Source organism: Micromonospora sp. LOL_015, from assembly GCF_048060275.1.
Taxonomy (GTDB): domain Bacteria; phylum Actinomycetota; class Actinomycetes; order Mycobacteriales; family Micromonosporaceae; genus Micromonospora_E.
On sequence record NZ_JBHMIO010000063.1, the window covers coordinates 1 to 19,283 of the forward strand.

At 70.0% G+C, this 19,283-nt stretch carries 12 protein-coding genes; all 12 read left to right on the forward strand.

Going from position 1 to position 19,283, the window contains the following annotated elements:
- Positions 1-186 precede the first annotated feature (186 nt).
- A complete protein-coding gene (locus ACFHWU_RS26700; RefSeq protein WP_281552041.1) occupies positions 187-540 on the forward strand; it encodes an ArsR/SmtB family transcription factor in 354 nt (117 codons plus the stop codon).
- Entirely contained in the window at positions 540-827 is a 288-nt protein-coding gene (locus ACFHWU_RS26705; RefSeq protein ID WP_278173392.1) for a hypothetical protein, read from the forward strand. The genes ACFHWU_RS26700 and ACFHWU_RS26705 overlap by 1 nt, the downstream gene beginning before the upstream one ends.
- 32 nt (positions 828-859) lie before the next feature.
- Positions 860-1,843 (forward strand): NAD(P)-dependent alcohol dehydrogenase, encoded by a 984-nt coding sequence (locus ACFHWU_RS26710; RefSeq protein WP_416569036.1) that lies wholly within the window; start codon positions 860-862, stop codon positions 1,841-1,843.
- A 147-nt stretch (positions 1,844-1,990) separates the two neighbouring features.
- Positions 1,991-2,827: a glutaminyl-peptide cyclotransferase gene (locus ACFHWU_RS26715; protein ID WP_416556476.1), complete on the forward strand. Its 837-nt coding sequence runs from the start codon at positions 1,991-1,993 to the stop codon at positions 2,825-2,827.
- Between the two features lie 80 nt (positions 2,828-2,907).
- On the forward strand, positions 2,908-3,918 hold the full coding sequence (locus ACFHWU_RS26720; RefSeq protein WP_416569019.1) for an ABC transporter substrate-binding protein: 1,011 nt from the start codon (positions 2,908-2,910) through the stop codon (positions 3,916-3,918).
- Positions 3,915-4,724 (forward strand): class I SAM-dependent methyltransferase, encoded by an 810-nt coding sequence (locus ACFHWU_RS26725; RefSeq protein ID WP_416591975.1) that lies wholly within the window; start codon positions 3,915-3,917, stop codon positions 4,722-4,724. Before ACFHWU_RS26720 ends, ACFHWU_RS26725 begins: the two co-directional genes overlap by 4 nt.
- Positions 4,721-5,758: a FecCD family ABC transporter permease gene (locus tag ACFHWU_RS26730; protein WP_416556479.1), complete on the forward strand. Its 1,038-nt coding sequence runs from the start codon at positions 4,721-4,723 to the stop codon at positions 5,756-5,758. Before ACFHWU_RS26725 ends, ACFHWU_RS26730 begins: the two co-directional genes overlap by 4 nt.
- Entirely contained in the window at positions 5,755-6,525 is a 771-nt protein-coding gene (locus tag ACFHWU_RS26735) for an ABC transporter ATP-binding protein (RefSeq protein WP_416591976.1), read from the forward strand. The genes ACFHWU_RS26730 and ACFHWU_RS26735 overlap by 4 nt, the downstream gene beginning before the upstream one ends.
- A gap of 110 nt (positions 6,526-6,635) precedes the next feature.
- A complete protein-coding gene (locus ACFHWU_RS26740; protein ID WP_416556481.1) occupies positions 6,636-7,130 on the forward strand; it encodes a DUF6924 domain-containing protein in 495 nt (164 codons plus the stop codon).
- Between the two features lie 113 nt (positions 7,131-7,243).
- Positions 7,244-10,426 carry a DNRLRE domain-containing protein gene (locus ACFHWU_RS26745; protein ID WP_416591977.1) on the forward strand — a complete coding sequence of 1,061 codons (3,183 nt, stop codon included), beginning with the start codon at positions 7,244-7,246 and terminating at the stop codon, positions 10,424-10,426.
- Positions 10,427-10,449: 23 nt separating this feature from the next.
- Complete coding sequence (locus ACFHWU_RS26750; RefSeq protein ID WP_416591978.1) at positions 10,450-14,109, forward strand: LamG-like jellyroll fold domain-containing protein; 3,660 nt, start codon at positions 10,450-10,452, stop codon at positions 14,107-14,109.
- A 46-nt stretch (positions 14,110-14,155) separates the two neighbouring features.
- On the forward strand, positions 14,156-19,283 hold a 5,128-nt coding region (locus tag ACFHWU_RS26755; protein ID WP_416591979.1), incomplete at its 3' end, for a hypothetical protein.

The following is a 19,283-nucleotide window of genomic DNA, read 5'->3' on the forward strand; positions in this document are numbered from 1 at the left end:
GACATAATCGTCAAGTGTCGATGACTGCCGTCAAGTCCTATTGAGTCCACGGATTGAGGCTTAGGCCAGCCGGGCACCGACGTTCGCGTGGCCGGACGACTGCGACTGCTCAGCGTCCGTTGGCGGGGTGGTCCCGACCTGTTACGCTTTCACCTGTCAGATAAACATGACACATGAAGGAGAGCGATGACATCGGCCACGCCCTCCGGTGACGATCTGGTCGAGAAGCTGGCGGCGCTGGCCAACCCGCTGCGGCTGCGGATCCTCGGCCGGCTCGCCGCCGGTCGGGACTACGTCAGTCACCTCTCCCGCGAGATCGGCATCAGTCGTCCGCTGCTGCACATGCACCTGCAGCGGCTGGAAGCCGCCGGCCTGATCGTCGGGAGTCTCGAGCTGTCCGAGGACGGAAAAGCCATGAAGTACTACGAGGTTGCCGATTTCACCCTGCACCTGACCCCGTCGACGCTCGCCGCGGCGGCGACCACCCTCACCGGACCGGACCCGTCGGCAGCGGGCCCCGCGCGTAAGGAGAAGTCCTGATGTACGTCTTCGCCGCCGAGGGCGGCAACACCTGGCCAGATGTCGTGTTCATCCTCGGCGTACTGACCCTCGGCGTGTTCCTGATCGTGGTGGTCGTCGCCTCTCTGCACGAGTTCCGCAAGACGAAGCTGCTCGCCAGCCAGGAGGAGGCGATGCGTCAGCTTGTCCGCCGCTACGAGCAACTCGCTGAGAACTCGGTCGACACGCAGCAGCGGGTCGCGGCCGACCTGGCCGAGCTGCGGACCCGGACCAGCGCCATCGAGCAGATTCTGCGGACCGTCGAATGAGCGCCGGTCGGACCACCCCGGTCACCGACACCATGCGGGCGATCGTCCAGGACCGCTACGGGTCCGCCGAGGTGCTGACCGTGCGGCAGCTGCCGTGTCCGTCCATCACGGACAAGGAGCTGTTGGTACGGGTACAGGCCGCCTCGATCAACTATGCCGACCTGGTGTTCGTCGCCGGTGAGCCGTACCTCGCCCGGTTGGCCTTCGGCCTGTCCGCCCCGCGGGCGAAGGTGCGCGGGCGCGACGTCGCCGGCGAGGTCGTCGCGGTCGGCGCGGCGGTCTCCGACTTCCGCCCCGGCGACCGGGTGTACGCCGAGATCGACAGCGGCAGCTTCGCCGAGTACGCCGCCGTCCCCGCCGACCGGGCCTGGCGTACCCCGGCCAACGTCACCCCGGTGCAGGCGGCGACGGTGCCGCTCGCCGGGGTCACCGCCTGGCAGGGGTTGCGGGACCACGGCCGGCTCCAGCCCGGTCAACGGGTGCTGGTCAACGGGGCCTCCGGCGGGGTCGGCACCTTCGCGGTGCAGCTCGCCAAGGCGCTCGGTGCCGAGGTCACCGGGGTCTGCCGGGACCGCAACGTCGACCTGGTGCGCTCGCTCGGCGCGGACGACGTGATCGACTACACCCGGGAGGACTTCACCAGGTCGGGCCGGCAGTGGGATCTGATCTTCGACGTGGCAGGTCGGCACCGGCTGACCGACTGCCGGCGGGCGTTGACCCCGCGCGGGACGTTGGTCCTGTGTGGCGGTACGGGTAGCCGCTGGTTCGGCCCGGTGGGTCGGCTGCTGCGGTCGAAGGTCTGGGCGCCGTTCGTCAGCCAACGGGTGACCGGGTTCCTGGCCAGGCCGGGGCGGCAGCCGCTGGGGGAGCTGACCGAGCTGATCGAGGCCGGCCGGATGGTCCTCCCGGTGGAGCGGACGTTTCCGCTGGACCGCGCGGCCGAGGCGGTGCGGTACTTCGTCGAGGAGCATCCCCGGTCGAAGATCGTGGTCGAGGTGACCCCGGCCGGCTCATGATCGACACGCGCTGGCCGGCTCGGGCGTCCCGGCCCGTCCGCCGGGTGCGGACACCCGGCCGCCGGTGCGCGACACTTGTCGACGACCCGACGGCGGACCGGAGCCGTACGCGGGGGTGCAGCCGTGCGCAGAGCGGAGGTGGGTGGCATGCTGGGTCGGCGACGGGGCGTGGTGGTGCTGGCCGCCGTCGCAGTGGCCGCCGCCGCGGCATATGCCGGGTCGCGGTCCGCCGGGCCGGCGACGGTGCCGCTCGTCGATGGTCGTTCTGCGGCGGTCGTGCCCGTCGAACAGTTGCGGGTGGAGGTGCTGGCCCGCTACCCGCACGACACGGTGGCGTTCACCCAGGGGCTGGAGCTGGTCGGTTCGGACCTGTATGAGGGCACCGGCCAGTACGGCGAGTCCGAGTTGCGGGTCGTCGACCCGGCCAGCGGCACGGTACGACGCCGGGTGAGTCTGCCGGAGACCGTCTTCGGCGAGGGCATCACCGTGCTCGAGTCGCGCATCTGGCAGATCACCTGGCGGGAGGGCGTCGCGTACGAGCGCGACCGGGAGACCCTCGACGTGCTGCGCGAGGTGACCTACGACGGCGAGGGCTGGGGCATCTGCCACGACGACGCGGCGGACCGGCTGGTGATGAGCGACGGCACCGACCGGCTCACCTATCGCGATCCGGCCACCTTCGACCAGATCGGGTCGGTCACGGTGACCCGCGCCGGTACGGCGCTGCGTGACATCAACGAGCTGGAATGCGTCGACGGCCAGGTCTGGGCGAACGTCTGGCGGACCGACGAGATTGTCCGGATCGACCCGGCGACCGGGCAGGTCGTCGCCGAGGTCGACGCCGGTGGGCTGCTGGCCGGTGCGGAGCGGGCCGGGGTGGACGTGCTCAACGGCATCGCGGCGGTGCCCGGCACCGACGAGTTCCTGATCACCGGCAAGTACTGGCCGGCGTTGTTCCGGGTCCGGTTCGTCCCAGGTTCCTGACTCACAACTCAGCGCCGGCGGTGCGTTCGGAGCCCGTACCCCCTGGTTGACCTGCGGCGGAGCCGTGCTAGCTTGCCGACATGAAAACCGTTACCGTTTTCGCTGGGCTAGCAGTGGTGCTGACGGTCGGCTTGTCCGGCTGCGCCACCGCCAGCCCCGATGTCGATGCCGAGGCCGCTGCGTCCCCGGAAACCGGTGCCGTCGAGATCACCAACTGCGGCACCACGCTGACCGTGACCGAACCGCCGCGCCGCGCCCTCACCATGGAACAGAACGCCACCGAGATCATGCTCAGCCTCGGGCTGGCCGACCACATGATCGGCACCAGCTACCAGACCGACCCGGTGCTGCCCGAACTGGCCGCCGACTACGCTGCCGTGCCGGTACTCGCCGACCTCTACCCCAACCGCGAAGCCGTCCTCGACGCCGCACCCGACTTCGTCTACTCCACCTTCACCTCCGCGTACGGCCCGGACGCCGCCGGCCCGCGCGCGGACCTCGCGGCCCTGGACGTCCCCGCCTACCTGTCCCGGTTCGCCTGCGAGGACCCGGCTACCGGCGAGACCGAATTCCACTTCGACGGCATCTTCGCCGAGATCACCGAGATCGCCACCATCTTCGGCGTCGCCGAGCGGGGCGAGCAGGTCGTCGTCGACCAGCGTGACCGGCTGGCCGCCGCGACCGCCGCGACCGCCGACGCCCCGGCCGACACCGACCTGCTCTGGTACTACTCCGGCACCGCCACCCCGTACGTCGCCGGAGCCGGCGGGGTGCCCGCCGCCATCAGCGCCGAACTTGGGGTGACCAACGCCTACGGCGACGCCGAGCAGACCTGGCCGGCCGGCAACTGGGAGGAGATCGCCGCCCGCAACCCCGACGTGATCGTCCTCGCCGACCTGACCCGCGGCGGCGACGGCGACAGCGCCCAGGCGAAGATCGACTACCTGCGGAGCAACCCGACCACCGCCGCACTCGACGCCGTCAAGGCCGGCCGGTTCATCACCGTCCCCGGCTCGTCGATGGACCCGTCCGTACGCAGCGTCACCGCCGTCGAAGCGGTCGCCGCCGGCCTCAAGGAGCTGAACCAGTGACCGACCTGACCACCGAACCCGCACCCGACCCGACCACCGCGCCGCCGCTCGACCCCGCCGAGGCGCGGCGGCTGCTCGACCTGTGGGACACCCAGCAGTCCGCGTACGTCGCCTACCGGGAAAACCGCTTCCAGGTGCTGCTCGACCTGCTCAGCCTGCACCTCGGTGACCGGCCGATCACCGTGCTCGACCTGGCCTGCGGGCCCGGAGCGATCTCCGCCCGGGTGCTCGCCGCGCTGCCCCGGGCCCGGTGCGTCGCCGTCGACTACGACCCGGTTCTGCTGCGCATCGCCGCCGGGGCACTCGCCGGTTACGGCGACCGGATCGACGTACGCGACGTCGACCTGGTCGCCGACGACTGGGCCGACCGGCTCGGCGTCGACCAGGTCGACGCGGTGCTCAGCTCCACCGCCCTGCACTGGCTCACCCCGACACAACTGCTCGCCGTCTACACCACCGCCGCCGGGCTGCTGCGTCCCGGCGGCATCCTGCTCAACGCCGACCACCTGCACTTCGGGCCGGAGCATCCGACGCTGGCGGCGGTCGCACAGCGGCACGACGAACGCACCCAGCAGGCCGGCTTCGCCGCCGGGGCGCTGCGCTACCAGGACTGGCACACCGAAGCGGCCCGGGTACCGGCCCTCGCCGCGCTGGTCGCCGAACGGCAACGGCGGTTCGCCGACCGCCCGAAGCCGCCCGACGCGCCACTGGAGTTTCACCTCGCCGCGCTGCGTACCGCCGGGTTCACCGAGGTCGGCACGGTCTGGCAGTACCTCGACGACCACGTGGTGTTCGCCCGACGATGACCCGCACCCCCTGGCGGACACCGCCGACCACCTGGACACCGGTGTTCGTCCTCGCCCTCGCGGTGCTGGCACTCAGCGTCGCCGGGGCGACCACCATCGGCACCGCCGACCTGACCGTCACCGACGTGTTCCGCACCCACGGCGTACACCTCGGGCTGCCACTGGAACCGCTACCCGCACTGGCCGACAGCATCGTGTGGAACCTGCGGACGCCCCGGGTGCTGCTCGCCGGGCTGGTCGGCGGCGGGCTGGCGGTCTGCGGCGCGGTGCTGCAGGCGTTGACCCGCAACCCGCTCGCCGACCCGTACCTGCTGGGCATCTCCGCCGGTGCCTCGACCGGCGCGGTGTCGGTGCTGGTCCTCGGGCTCGGCGTCGGCGCCGGTGCGCTCACCGGCGGCGCGTTCGCCGGTGCGGTCGCCGCGTTCCTCGCCACCCTGGCCCTGGCCGGTCGACGGTGGACCGAACCGTCCCGGATCCTGCTCGCCGGGGTCGCCGTCGGCCAACTGTTCGCCGCCGTCACCAGCCTGATCGTGGTCTCCGCCGCGTCACCGCAGCAGACCCGGGGGGTCACCTTCTGGCTGCTCGGTTCGCTGACCATGGCCGGCTGGTCGACGGTGGCGCTGGCCGCAGCCGTGGCCGCCGGGGCGCTGCTGATCTGCTGGGCGGCCACCCCGGCGCTGGACGCGTTCGCGTTCGGCACCGACGTCGCCCAGTCGCTGGGATTCTCCCCGGTCATCGTGCGGGCGCTGCTGTTCGGCACCACCGCGTTACTGGCCGCGGTGCTGGTCGCGGCCAGCGGCGCGATCGGCTTCGTCGGGCTGACCGTGCCACACGCCGCCCGTTACCTGGTCGGTTCCCGGCACCGGATCCTGCTGCCCACCTGCGCCGTCATCGGTGCCACCTTCCTGATCTGGGCGGACACCGCCGCCCGAACGGTGTTCGCGCCGCAGGAGGTGCCGGTCGGGGTGGTCACCGCGCTGCTCGGGGTGCCGGCGTTCGCGCTGCTCATCCGCCGCCGGCAGGCGCCGACATGAGAATCCGCGCCGAGAAGATCACCTGGGCGGTACGCGGAAAGCCGCTGCTCGCCGACGTCACCCTCGACGCGCCCGACGGCACCCTGGTCGGGCTGCTCGGCCCGAACGGCTCCGGCAAGTCCAGCCTGCTGCGGGTGCTCGCCGGCCTGCAGCGACCCGACTCCGGGCGGGTGCTGCTCGACGGGGTCGACACCCGGTCCATGCCGCGCCGGGCGCTGGCCCGCCGGCTCGCCGTGGTCACCCAGCAGCAGGCGGCCGATGCGGACATGTCGGTGCAGGACGTGCTGCTGCTGGCCCGGATCCCGCACCGGCCGCTGCTGGCGGCCGGCTCGGCCGCTGACCTCGCCGCCGCCGAGCAGGCACTGGTCGACGCCGGGTTGGCCGGCTTCGCCGACCGGCGCTGGTCGACGCTGTCCGGCGGGGAGCGGCAGCGGGTCGACATCGCCCGTGCGCTGCTGCAGCAACCGCAGGTGCTGCTGCTCGACGAGCCGACCAACCACCTGGACGTCCGCTACCAGCTGGACTTGCTGGAACGGCTGGCGGCCGGCCCGCCGACGGTGATAGCAGCCCTGCACGACATCAACCTGGCGGCGCGGTTCTGCGATCGGATCGTGCTGCTGAGCGGCGGCAGGGTGGTGGCCGCCGGCTCACCGGCACAGGTGCTCACACCGGCCCGGATCGCCGAGGTCTACGAGGTCCACGCACAGGTCGACGACGACCCGGACGGCCGTCCGTACGTCCACTTGCGAAGCGTGGTGTGGGGGTGAAGCGCACGCCCGACCGATCGGACCGATTCCGCTACCATGCCGCCGATCCGGCTCACGTCTCTGCGGCGTTGGGCCCGGTGTCGCCGCCGATCCGAGGGAGCCAAACCGAGATGCCTACCCGTCCGCTGATCGTCCGGACCGATGACCTCGAGTTCGAGCCGTGCGTGGTGCGGACTGACTTCTCCGATGAGGCGGCCTGGCAGCAAATTCTGCGTCGGCTGAACAACGACCCGGTACGTTCTACGGACCTCCCTGCGGCGACGGTCGTCGACGACCCGGCCTTCGACGGCGCCACTGTCGAGGAGGTCCTGGCGGCGATCGCGGCGGACGACAGCCCGGCGGTGTTCTTCGTCGCCGATGCTGTGACCATGCGCGGCGAGCAGCCGCTGCTCGCCGTCAAGGTCCCGGACGACGAGGACGACGCTCCGGACGAGGGCGACGAGGACGACGACGGGTTCGTGGAGCCGACCCGCGACCAGCCGTTTCGGCTGCTCCCTGAGACGGTGCTGAGCGTGCACGGCAACCTGACACTGGCCAACATGGACTTCGAGGACTACGGTCCAAGCGACGACGATCTGACTACATACGTCTATCGTGGACTGTAGCTGCTGGTCGCTGCGTCGCGTCGCCACCCCATCGACTTTCATTGACAGTCAGGAATCGACCCCGTAGCGTCACAGATCACTCAGCTTGAGGGTCTCGCACGGGGGAGGACCGCATGGCCGTGGGCCGATGGCGCGCGTCCAACGATGCGCCACGATGGACCGCAGCGCTGACCGCTGCAGCGGTACTGCTGGCTGTGGCGGCGACCGTCACCGCCGAGGATCCAGTGCGGTCAGATACCGTGCTCGCCGCACCCACCACGGCACAGGGGCAGGCGCTGCAGGCCGCCCGGAACAGCGGTAAGCCGGTCCGCGTCGACGGGCAGACCTCGGAGACCACCGAGGTGTGGGCCCGTCCGGAGGGCCACCTCGAGGCACGGATCGCCGCCGACGTCGTCCGGGTTCGCCGCGACGGTGCCTGGCTGCCGGTCGACCTGCGGCTGAGCCGGGCCGCCGACGGCAGCATCGCGCCCGCCGCACACCCGAACGACCTGCGGATCTCCGGTGCCCGCCCAGCCGGCACCCACGAGCTGGCAGCCGTCGGCCACGACGACGCCCGAATCGCGATGAGCTGGACCGGCGCACTGCCGGAGCCGCGGCTCGACGGGCCCGTCGCCACCTACCCCGACGTACTGCCCGATGTGGACCTTGTGGTGCGGGCCACCCGGACCGGGTTCGAGCAACTACTCACTGTGCGCCACCGCGACGCGGCTGACTGGGTCCGCGAGATCCCCCTCACGCTGACCGGACCGGGCATCGCCGGGCACCGCCACGACGAACTCGGTGGCATCACCCTGACCGGTGCCGACGGTGACCCCATCGCCACCGTCCCGGCACCCGCTATGTGGGACGCGCAGACCACCCCGGCCGGCACACCAGCTCGCACGGCACCGATCGACACCACGGTCACCGCCCGCGCCGACGGCGTCGACCTGGTGCTGCGCCCCGCCACCGATTGGCTGGACTCGCCCGACACCGTCTACCCGGTCACCCTCGACCCGACGGTCGACCCACTGTCCACCACCTTCGACGCGTACGTCCGGGAAAGCGTCACCACGAACCAGAGCGGCACCGACGACCTGCAGATCGGGCTGCTTGCCACCAGTCCACCGACGATCACCCGGTCGTTCGTCACCTGGGATGCGGCGGTGCTCGCCGGCAAGCAGATCAACTCGGCGACCGTCCACTTCTGGAACTGGTGGTCGCACACCTGCACCCCGAAGGCATGGGAGATCTGGTCCACCGGCGCGGCCAGCACCGCCACCCGGTGGACCAACCAGCCGCAGTGGCTGCACCACGAAGCCAGCTCCACCATGACCATGGGCTACGACTCCAGCTGCGACGACGGCTGGTCCACGATCAGCGGCACCGGGTTCTTCCAGCGGGCCGCGACCGCCGGGGCTAGTCAGGCACACATGGGCATCCGGGCCACCGACGAGACCGACACCGCCACCTTCAAGCAGTTCCGCTCCCGGGACACCTCCACCTCCCAGGTGCCGTACGCCGTCGTTACGTACAACTCGTGGCCGACGGTGACCGCCCGGTCGACGGTGCCGGCCACCGCCTGCGCCACCGGCACCAACCGGCCACTGGTCAACACCTTGACCCCGCAGCTCCAGGCCAGCGTCGCCGACGACGACGGCACCGCGATGTCGGTCGAGTTTGAATGGTGGGCGGTCGGTGCCTCGGCGCCGCTCGGCGGCCAGACGGTCGGCACCGTCCCCTCCGGTGCCACCGCGAGCGTCACCGTGCCGGCCGGCGCGTTCCTCGACGGTGGCCGCTACCAGTGGAGGGTGCGGGCCGACGACGGCGTCACCGGCAGCGCCGTATGGTCCGACTTCTGCGAGATGACCGTCTACGTGACCGTGCCACCAGCGGAAGGCTGCGTCGGCGGAGTCGCCAACGATTACGACGGCGACGGAGTGGCCGACGTGGCGATCGCCGACCCGGAAGCCACCGTCGCCGGGCAGGCCGAGGCCGGCCAGGTGCACGTGCGCTACGGCGGCAGCGGCGCCGTCGACACCCTGCACGAGAACAACATCCAGGGATCCGGGGCCGCCGGGGCCGGCGACCAGTTCGGCGCGGCGTTGGCCAGTTACGACGTGAACAACGACGGCTGCACCGACCTGGCCGTCGGGGTGCCGTACGACGATCTCGGCGGCCAGGTCGACGGCGGCCTGGTGTACCTGCTGCTCGGCTCCACGGACGGGCTCGCCGGTGGCCCGTCGTCGATCATGCTGCACCAGAGTCAGTCGGAGTTCCCGGAGACAACCGAGGCCGGCGACTGGTTCGGGTTCTCCCTCGCCGCCGGGCACACCGTGGTCGGTGAGCCGTTTCTGCTGATCGGCGCGCCCGGTGAGGACGTCGGCACCGCAGTCGACACCGGCGTGGTGCACTACCTGCGAGGCACCGGGAACATTCTGCTCAGCCAGGGCGGCAACGGTGTGGTCGGCGCGCTGGAGAACGACGACAGGACCGGCTATGCGCTGGCCGCGTCAAGCCACCACTTCGCCATCGGCTCGCCGGGCGAGGCGATCGGCGCCGAGGTCTTCGCCGGCGCGGTCAACGTCTTCCGCCACCAGTACACCTCCGGCCGCCCCACCCTGGTCGGCGCGATCGACCAGGACCGGGCCGGCGTGTGGGGCACCTCGACCGCGAACGACACGTTCGGCAAGTCGCTGTCCATGGTAGACTACCGGGCGGCCGGTGCGCCCGCCGGCGGGACCGACTCGTTCCTTGCCGTCGGCGCTCCCGGTAAGGAGTACGGTGCCGCCGACATCGCCGACACCGGCGTCGTACAGCGGTTCCACGTCACCGACAGCGGATTCACCGAACTGCCGGTCCTCGCCCAGCACATCGTCGGCGTACCCAGCGGCGACGAGGAGGGCGACTACTTCGGTGAGCGGGTCCACCTCGTCAACCTGGCACCCGGATCGGCCGCGACCGCGCAGAATCTGCTGCTGGCCGTCGGCGCCCCCGGTGAGGACACCGGGTCGGCCGCCGACGCCGGCGTGATCCGGGTGTTCGGTGCGGCCGCGGACCCGATCACCGGCTACGCGACCGTGGAACGGGTGTCCGGTGCCCTGCCCGGGGCGCCGGCCGCGCAGGAACTACTCGGCCTGGCGATCGCCGGCAACCAGACCCATCTGTACGTCGCCAGCCCGTACTCCGACCAGGCGGTCTACGCCATCCCCTGGTCGATGCTGGCCGCCGGGTCGGCGACGCCCGAGCACGTGTGGCGGGCCGGTGAAGACGGCTTCCCCGCCGGAGCGGTCGCCTTCGGGGCGGCGGTCGACTGATGGCCATCGACAGGTGGAACGGCGTGACGGGGGAGGACCGCGACATGATCGGTGGCAACACGAAGCTCAGTGGCCGACGCCGGCTCGGGCTGAGCCTCGGCCTGGCCGGGCTGCTGACCGCGTACGCGGTGGTGGCCAGCCCGGCGACGGCGGCCCCGGACCGGACGGAGCAGGCCGCCCCCGAACCGGCGGCGGAGTTGGACGAACCGGCACCGGCAACGGCTGTGGACGGCGCGGAGCCGGTCCGGCAGACCGAAGCCGAGGCGTTCGCCCACGCCGTCGACATCGGTGAGCGGGTCGAGATCGGCGCCCTGCAGGGTGAGAGCTCCCAGACGTTCGCCAACCCGGACGGCACGCTGACTTCGGTGCAGCACGCCCAGCCGTTCCGGGTGGTCCGCGACGGCCAATGGGTGCCGACCGACGCGACCCTGGTCACCGCCGCCGACGGCAGCATCGGCCCCCGGGCCGCCACCCTCGGGCTGCGGCTCTCCGGCGGCGGCGACACCCCGCTGGTACGGGTGGAGCGCGCCGGCCGCAGCATGACCCTCGACTGGCCCGGTGCCCTGCCGGAGCCGACGGTCGACGGTGACCAGGCCGTCTACGCCGAGGTGCTGCCCGACGTGGACCTGGTGGTCGATGTCGAGGTCACCGGCTTCTCACACGTACTCGTGGTCAAGACCCCGGAGGCGGCACAGCATCCAGAACTGGCCGAGCTGGAGTTCGGCCTGGCCACTGCCGGGCTGACCGTGCAGGACGGCCTCGAAGGTGGGCTGGCCGCCGTCGACACGGTGTCCGGCGCGCCGGTGCTGGAGGCCGCCGCACCGGCGATGTGGGACTCGGGTGACGACCCCGCCGGCACCGACGCCGCGACGCCGGGCCGGACCGCTTCCGACGCCGGAGACGTGACCGGTGTCGACGCCACCGGGTCCGCCCCGCCGGGTGCCAGCCAGGCACCGATCGGCTGGCGGATCGACGGCGACACCCTCACCCTGCTGCCCGACCAGGCGATGCTCACCGATCCCGACACCCGCTGGCCGGTCTACATCGACCCGGTCTGGCAGGACACCCGCAGGAGCGACTGGGCGATGGTCGCCAGCGGCTACCCGCACATGTCGTACCACAAGTTCTCCGGCACCGAAGGCGTCGGCAACTGCCCGGTCAACTCCGGGCAGTGCAACAACGTCGGGAAAAAGCGGATCTACTACGCGCTGCCCACGCCGTACGCGGGGCGGACCATCCTGAGCGCGGAGTTCCGGGTGACGATGACCCACACGTACAACTCGACCCCGAAGAACGTCTCGTTGTACCGGGCGTCGTCCGGCATCAGCTCCGGCACGAACTGGAACAACAAACCGGCGCTCGGCGTCCTGCTGCAGACGAAGGCACCGACCGCGAAGAAGAACTCCTGCACCTCGACGAACCAGAACGTCGGCTTCACCGCCACCGCGGCGGTGCGGGAAGCTGTGACCAAGGGCTGGTCGACGACCACGTTCGGGCTCGCCGCCACGGACGAGAACGACCAGACGGCGTTCAAGCGGTTCTGCGGAAACGCGCTCCTGGCTGTGCACTACAACCGGACACCGAGCCAACCGAAGCAGTCCGAGTTGACCATGTCACCCGGTGGCCAGTGCGTCACCGGCACCAACCGACCGTACGTGGACACCCCGCCGACGCTGTTCATGGTGCTACGCGACCCGGACCACAGCTCGTCGCACACCGAGGATGTCCGGGGCCAGATCCTCTACTACTGGTACGACTCGGCCGGCACCCGGGTCAACAACTACGTCACCACCGGGTGGAAGGCCAGCGGTTCCCGCTTCCAGTACACCCTGCCATCGAGCATCCCGCAGAACACGCCGATCACCTGGGAGGTCCGGGCCGGCGACTCGGAGGTCTGGGGGCCGTGGAGCTGGGAAGGCAGCACTCAGACCGCCTGCCAGTTCGTCTACGACTCCACCGCGCCGGCCGCGCCGGACATCGACTCACCGGAGTATCTGCCACTCGACGCCGGTGAGCACACCAGCGCCTGCGTCGAGGACGACCAGCACCGGGGCGGGGTCGGCATCTACGGCACCTTCACCTTTGACTCGGTCTCCACCGACACCGTCCGCTACCTGTACGGGTTCAACACCAACCCGTTGCCGGACAACGAACTGGTGCCGGCCAGCCCCGGCGGCCCGGTGTCACTGCGCTGGATGCCAGTCGACGACAGATTGACTAGCGTCACGGTGCAGGCGGTCGACCAGTCCGGCCTGCGGTCGGCGATCGCCACCTGCGTGTTCTCCGTGCCGACCCGGCTGGCGGCAGGTGAATGGGGGCTCGGCGAGGCAGCCGGTGCCGCATCGGCCGAGGACGCCCGGGGCAACCATCCGGCGGTCGCCGGAGCCGGGGTGACGTTCGGAGTGTCCGGGCCGGGCTGCGGTGACTCCGGCTCCGAGTGCCAGTTCGACCGGGCAATCCAGTTCACCGGCGACGCCGCCGAAAGCTACCTGGCCACCACCAGCTCGGCGCTGGTCGACACGTCGAGCGGGTTCGGAGCCAGCGCCTGGGTGCGGCTCACCGACGACACCACCGACCGGGTCGCGGTCAGCCAGGACGGCAGCGGCGAGCCCGGCTTCACCCTCGGCTTCGACGCCGCCACCGGCAAGTGGGAGTTCGCGATCCCGTCGACGGACGTGCTGTCGCTGGGCGGCTGGTCGGTGACCAGCACCGCCCCGGCGATTCGCGACGAATGGACTCATCTGGCGGCTGCGTACGACCCGGAGCTCAAGACGATGACGCTGTACGTCAACGGAGACGTCCAGCCGACCGTGCAGCGTCGGTCGGCGTGGAAGTCCCGGGGCGCGGTGCAGATCGGTCGGGCGTACGCCCGCAGCGGCCACACCGCCGGCTGGGCCGGCGAGCTGGCCGACATCGCCGTCTACGACCGGGTGCTGGTGCACCGGGAGGTCAGCGAACTGTCCACCCTGCGGCCGATTCGCCTCGGCTACTGGCCGTTGGACGACGTCTCCGGCGACCGCAGCCCCGAATACGACGACGAGAACGGTCAGGAGCTGCTGTTGGAAGGCGGCGCCGACCTGTACGCACCGGATGTCGACGCGGATCCGTTCGCTGAACCGCCGCTGGTCGGCGGTGGACATCTGGTACTCGACGGGGTCGACGACCGGGCCCGCACCGACGCACCGGTGGCGGTGACCGACGGGAGCTTCACCGTCGCCGCCCGGGTGCGGTTGCCCAGCCCGACCTGCGGCGACCGGGACCAGGCGGTGCTCTCCCAGGCGGGCACCGTCGCGAGCGGATTCGTCATCCGCTGCGGCAGCGCCAACCGCTGGGAGCTGGTGCTGCCGCACAGCGACACCAACGACCCGCAGACCACCCTGGTCTTCGATGGTGAACAGTTGCCAAGCGCCGACCAGTACGGCCAGCACCTAGCGGTGGTCTACGACGCGTTCCGCAACGAGGTGCGGCTCTACGTCAACGGCATCGTCACCGCGACCGGGACTACGACGTACACCGCCGGTTGGCGGGCGGGCGGGCCGCTGCAGGTGGGCCGGGTGCTGCACAACGGCGGCTTCGGCCAGCATCTCGGCGGTGTCGTCGACGAGGTACGCGTCTACACCGGGGTCGCCGACGATACGACCATCCAGCGAATGGCCGGCACCAGTCCCGATCCGAACGTGTGATGCGCCGATCTCCCGCCCGCTTCGCCCCCTTCCCCTTGGAGTGGTGATGAGTTCCTGGATTCTGGCTACGACCCCGGTCAGCCGTCGACGGCTGACCGCCGGTGTCACCTGGGCGACGGCGGTCGTCGTCGCCGCCGGCCTGCTGCAAGGGGTGGAGAGTCCGGCCCAAGCCGAGCCGACCTCCGGGGCACCGGCCGTCCAGCAACATGACGAACCGGCTCCGGACCGCCCGGCGGCTCCGGTGCCGCCCCGCGAGCCGAACCCGGTGGTGCAGGCGGCGCTGCGTACCGCACCGGAGGTTGCCTGGCCGGCGGCCGGGACGGTGGAGGTGCCGGTGACGCCGGTGGCCAGTCCGACCAGTGGGGCGGACCGTGCGGCCGGCACCGCGCCGCCGAGCAGAGTGCGGGTGCAGACCCTCGACCGCGCGGTGTCGACGAAAGCGAAGGTCGACGGATTGGTCACCCGGATCGGGCGGGCTGCCGGCGAGACCGGTGCCGGCACCGTCCGGGTGGCGTTGAGCTACGCCGGGATCGCCGATGCGTACGGCGGCGATTTCGGTGCCCGACTGCGGCTGGTCCGGTTGCCCGACTGCGCGTTGACCACGCCGGACGCGTCGGCGTGTGCGCCGGAGCCGGTACCGGCGGTCAACAACGCGGGAACCGACACCCTTACCGCCACGATCGACGTCGGTGCCGGCTCGGCGCTGTTCGCAATGGTCGCTTCGGAGGCTTCGGCGCAGGGCAGCTTCGGCGCGACCGAGTTCGCGCCGTCGTCAAAGTGGAACGTGTCACCGTCATCGGGTGCGTTCAACTGGTCGTACCCGATGCGGGTGCCGCCGGTGCCGGGCGGGCTGACCCCGTCGGTGGTGCTCGGCTACAACTCGCAGGCCACCGACGGGCGGACCGCGACCACCAACAACCAGGGCTCCTGGCTGGGCGAGGGCTTCAGCTACGACCCCGGGTACGTCGAACGCCGCTACAACACCTGTCTTGACGACGGCCGCGACGGCATGGGCGACCTGTGCTGGGCGCACGACAACGCCGTACTGATGCTCAACGGGCGGTCCAGCACGCTGGTGCGGACCGGCAGCACCTGGCGGTTCGCCAACGACGACGGGTCGAAGATCGAGCGGTACAGCGGGACGGTCGACGGCGCCGTCAACGGTGACAACGACCGCGAGTTCTGGAAGGTCACCACGATCGACGGCACCGAGCACTACTTCGGGCTGAACCGGCTGCCCGGATGGGCGTCCGGCAACGCCGAAACCAACTCGGTGTGGACGGTGCCGGTCTTCGGCGACGACAGCGGCGAACCCTGCTACAACTCGACACTGGCGAACGCCTGGTGCCACCAGGCCTGGCGGTGGAACCTCGACTACGTCAAGGACCGGCACGGCAACGTCACCTCGTACTTCTACGAGCGGGAGACGAACCACTACGCGCTGCGGGCGCAGACCACCGTCAACGGCACTGCGTACCACCGAGGTGGTTGGCTCAAGCGGATCGACTACGGCCAGCGGCACAACGCGGTCTACTCCACCCCGGCACCGGCCCGGGTGGTATTCACCGACGCCGAACGGTGCATCCCGAGCGGCAGTATCACCTGCGCGCCGGGTCAGTTGAACAACAGCACGGCCAACTCCTGGCCGGACGTGCCGTGGGACCGCAACTGCGCTGCCGGAACCCACTGCACAGCCGGCCAGTCGTCACCCAGCTTCTGGACCCGCAAGCGAGTCAGCCAGATCACCACCGAGATCCGCACCACCAGCGGATGGACGCCGGTCGACTCGTGGAACCTGACCCACCTGTTCACCAACAACGCCGACGGCAGCCGGTCGCTGTGGCTGCACAAGATCGACCACCAGGGCCGCTACGGTGGCGGCGACCCGCTGACCGTGCCCTCGGTCGAGTTGGGCCCGCTGCAGCTGCCCAACCGGATCGACATCCCTGGCGACAACGTCGCCCCACTGATCCGGCCTCGACTGACCACCGTCTACACCGACTCCGGCGGTCAGGTCGATGTCACCTACAAGTCGCCGGACTGCTCGGCCAACTCGCTGCCGACCCCCGGCAACAGCACCCGCCGCTGCTACCCGGTGAAGTGGTCGCCGAGCGGCGAGGTGAATCCGATCACCGACTGGTTCCACAAGTACGTCGTTGAGTCGGTCACCGAAACGGACCGCACGAACGTCGAGCCCGGCACCGCCCTGGCCCCGGACATGGTGACCAGCTACGAGTATCTGGGCGACGCGGCCTGGCGGCACGCCGACCCGGACGGCATCGGTGACACCGAGTTGCTGACCTGGAACCAGTGGCGCGGCTACGAGAAGGTGCGCGTCCGGCGCGGCGACGGCGAGACCTTCACCACCCGCACCGAGCACACCTATCTGCGCGGCATGCACGGCGACAAGAACCCGGCCGGCGGCACCCGCACGGTCACCCGTACCGACTCGGTCGGCACTTCCCACACCGACCACGACGAACTCGCCGGCTTCGAGATCGAGACCGCCGTCTACAACGGCTCCCAGGTCAGCAGCAAATCGGTGACCAGCCCGTGGCGTTACGAGACCGCCAGCTACAGCCGGCCGTGGGGCACCGATCGGGCGTTCTTCGTCAAGCCGCGGGTCAGTCGGGGCTTCACCGCGCTGGCTGGCGGCGGCTGGCGGGAAACGAAGTCGATCACCACCTACGACCCGGCGACCAGCGGCTACACCGACCCGGTCGGGCGGGTCACGCAGGTCGAGGATCTCGGCGACGTCAGCACCGCCGCGGACGACCAGTGCACCCGGACCACCTACGCCGACAACCACGGCCTGCGGCTACGGACCCTGGTCGCCCGGGAGGAGACCGTCTCGGTCGCCTGTTCGGTCACCAACCCCGACCGGGCCACCCAACTGCTGACCGACAACCGGACCTCGTACGACGGCCAGGCATACGGTGCGACGCCGACCAAGGGCAACGCCACCCGGATCGAGAAGCTCGCCAGCCACAGCGGTTCCGCCGCGAGCTATGTCACCGTCGGTGAAGGAACTTTCGACATGTACGGCCGGCCACTGACGGCGCAGGACGGCTCCGGCGCGGTCACCAACATCGCCTACACCGAGACGAACGGTCTGACCACCCGCAAGATGGAGACTGGGCCGCAGATCCGGGTCGGCACCGCCGACACCCGGTTCATCGCGACCACCGACTACCACCCGGCGTGGGGACAGCCGGTTACCCAGATCGACTGGAACGGCAAGCGCACCGACGTCGAGTACGACAAGCTTGGTCGTGCCGTCCGGGTCTGGCTGCCGCACCGTCCAAGGACGACTCACCCGGATAGCCCACGCATTCAATACACCTACCGGAACCAGGACAACGCACCTGTCTCGGTAAAGACCGAGCGGCGCGACAGTGCCGGTAACTGGCTGACTCCTGAGTACACCATTTATGACGGCTTCCTGCGCCCTCGGCAGATCCAGGTCCCTGGACCGGACGGTGGACGGCTCGTCTCGGAAACCTTCTACACCGCCACCGGCAAGGTGGCGAAGTTCAACGACAAGTTTCATGCCTCCGGTGCCCCGTCAGGCACTCTGCTGAAGACGGTCAACGGCGATGTCGACCTGCAGACGGTGTATCAGTACGACGGCGTGGACCGGGTCACCGACACCATTACCCAGGTCGCCGGTCAGGAGAAGTGGCGGACAATCACCACGTACTGCGGGGACCGGGTGCATGTCGACCCGCCGACGGGCGGCACCCCGACGACCACCATCACCGATGCCCGCGGTCAGGTCGTCGAGCTACGGCAATACCACGGTGCCGGGCCGAGTGGCAGCTTCGACAGCACCACGTACACCTACACTCCAGCCGGTCAGCAGGCCAGCGTCACCGACCCGGCCGGCAACGTGTGGACCTATGAGTACGACCAACGGGGTCGCAAGATCGAAGCAGTCGACCCGGACAGCGGAACCAGCACCTTCACTTACAACGACTACGACCAGTTGACTTCCACCACGGACGGTCGGGGCATCACGATCAGCCACACTTACGATGTGCTCGGCCGCAAGACCGGCACCTATGAGGGCTCGGTCGAAACCGGCACCAAGCTAGCCGAGTGGGGCTACGACGCCGTCGCCAAGGGGCAGCTTTATTTCGCCACCCGCATCGTTGAAGGCGGTCATAAATACCACACGATCTACCTCGGTCGAGACGATTTCTACCGTGTGACTCGGGTAAACTATTCAATTCCGGCTGCCGACACGCATTCCGCTCTGGGTGGCACGGCTTCCTTTACCGCCGAATACAATCCCGATGGCACTGTCGCGACTACGGGTTTCCCGGAAAAAGGTGGACTTCCCGGTGAAAGTATCACCTATAACTACGACAACCTGCAAAGGCTTACTCAGATCGTCGGATCTGAGACGTATTTGAGCGATGCGATGTACACGCCGACCGGTGAGCTTGAGGGGGCGCAGGTCAGCGCCGGTAGCCGTAAGGTCGAAGGTGCCTACACCTACGAGGAGGGCACCAATCGGCTGATCAGATCGATGCTACGCCGTCAGCCGATTGTGGGTGACAACCCGGCAATGCCGAACAGCGACATCGACCAGCGCTACGAGTACGACGACGCCGGTAACGTGCTGTCGATCGCTGACCTGCCGAGCACCGGCGTCCGGGACATTCAGTGTTTCCAGTACGACTACCTGCGGCGGATGACGCGGGCCTGGAGCACGGCGACCACGGCGAGTGACCCGTGTGCGGGTGGGCCGGGCACCAGCGGGGTGGGCGGGCCGGCGCCGTACCACCACTCCTACAGCTACGACCTGGCTGGTAACCGGCTGAGCGAGACGATCCACGCTGCGGGTGGGGCCGACGAGGTCGAGCGGACGTATTCGTACCCACCGCCGGGTCAGGCACAGCCGCACACGTTGTCGCAGGTGGTCGAGGAGACGTCGGCCGGTGACCGGTTGTACTCGTACGAGTACGACGCGGCGGGCAACACGACGAAGCGGGTCCGGGTCGGCGAGGAGCAGGACCTGGTCTGGAACGCCGAGGGTCGGCTGGAGTCGGTCACCGAGGACGGGAAGACCACCAGTTTCGTCTACGACGCCGATGGCGGTCGGTTGGTCCGGAAGGATCCGGATTCGATCACGGTGTATCTGCCGAACATGGAGTTGAAGCTGAACCGCT

Bases quoted from the DNA above. Each gene is read 5' to 3' on its own strand.
- ACFHWU_RS26705 (WP_278173392.1), top strand. From the start codon at position 540: ATGTACGTCTTCGCCGCCGAGGGCGGCAACACCTGGCCAGATGTCGTG.
- ACFHWU_RS26730 (WP_416556479.1), top strand. From the start codon at position 4,721: ATGACCCGCACCCCCTGGCGGACACCGCCGACCACCTGGACACCGGTG.
- ACFHWU_RS26700 (WP_281552041.1), top strand. From the start codon at position 187: ATGACATCGGCCACGCCCTCCGGTGACGATCTGGTCGAGAAGCTGGCG.
- ACFHWU_RS26745 (WP_416591977.1), top strand. From the start codon at position 7,244: ATGGCCGTGGGCCGATGGCGCGCGTCCAACGATGCGCCACGATGGACC.
- ACFHWU_RS26720 (WP_416569019.1), top strand. From the start codon at position 2,908: ATGAAAACCGTTACCGTTTTCGCTGGGCTAGCAGTGGTGCTGACGGTC.
- ACFHWU_RS26735 (WP_416591976.1), top strand. From the start codon at position 5,755: ATGAGAATCCGCGCCGAGAAGATCACCTGGGCGGTACGCGGAAAGCCG.
- ACFHWU_RS26740 (WP_416556481.1), top strand. From the start codon at position 6,636: ATGCCTACCCGTCCGCTGATCGTCCGGACCGATGACCTCGAGTTCGAG.
- ACFHWU_RS26710 (WP_416569036.1), top strand. From the start codon at position 860: ATGCGGGCGATCGTCCAGGACCGCTACGGGTCCGCCGAGGTGCTGACC.
- ACFHWU_RS26715 (WP_416556476.1), top strand. From the start codon at position 1,991: ATGCTGGGTCGGCGACGGGGCGTGGTGGTGCTGGCCGCCGTCGCAGTG.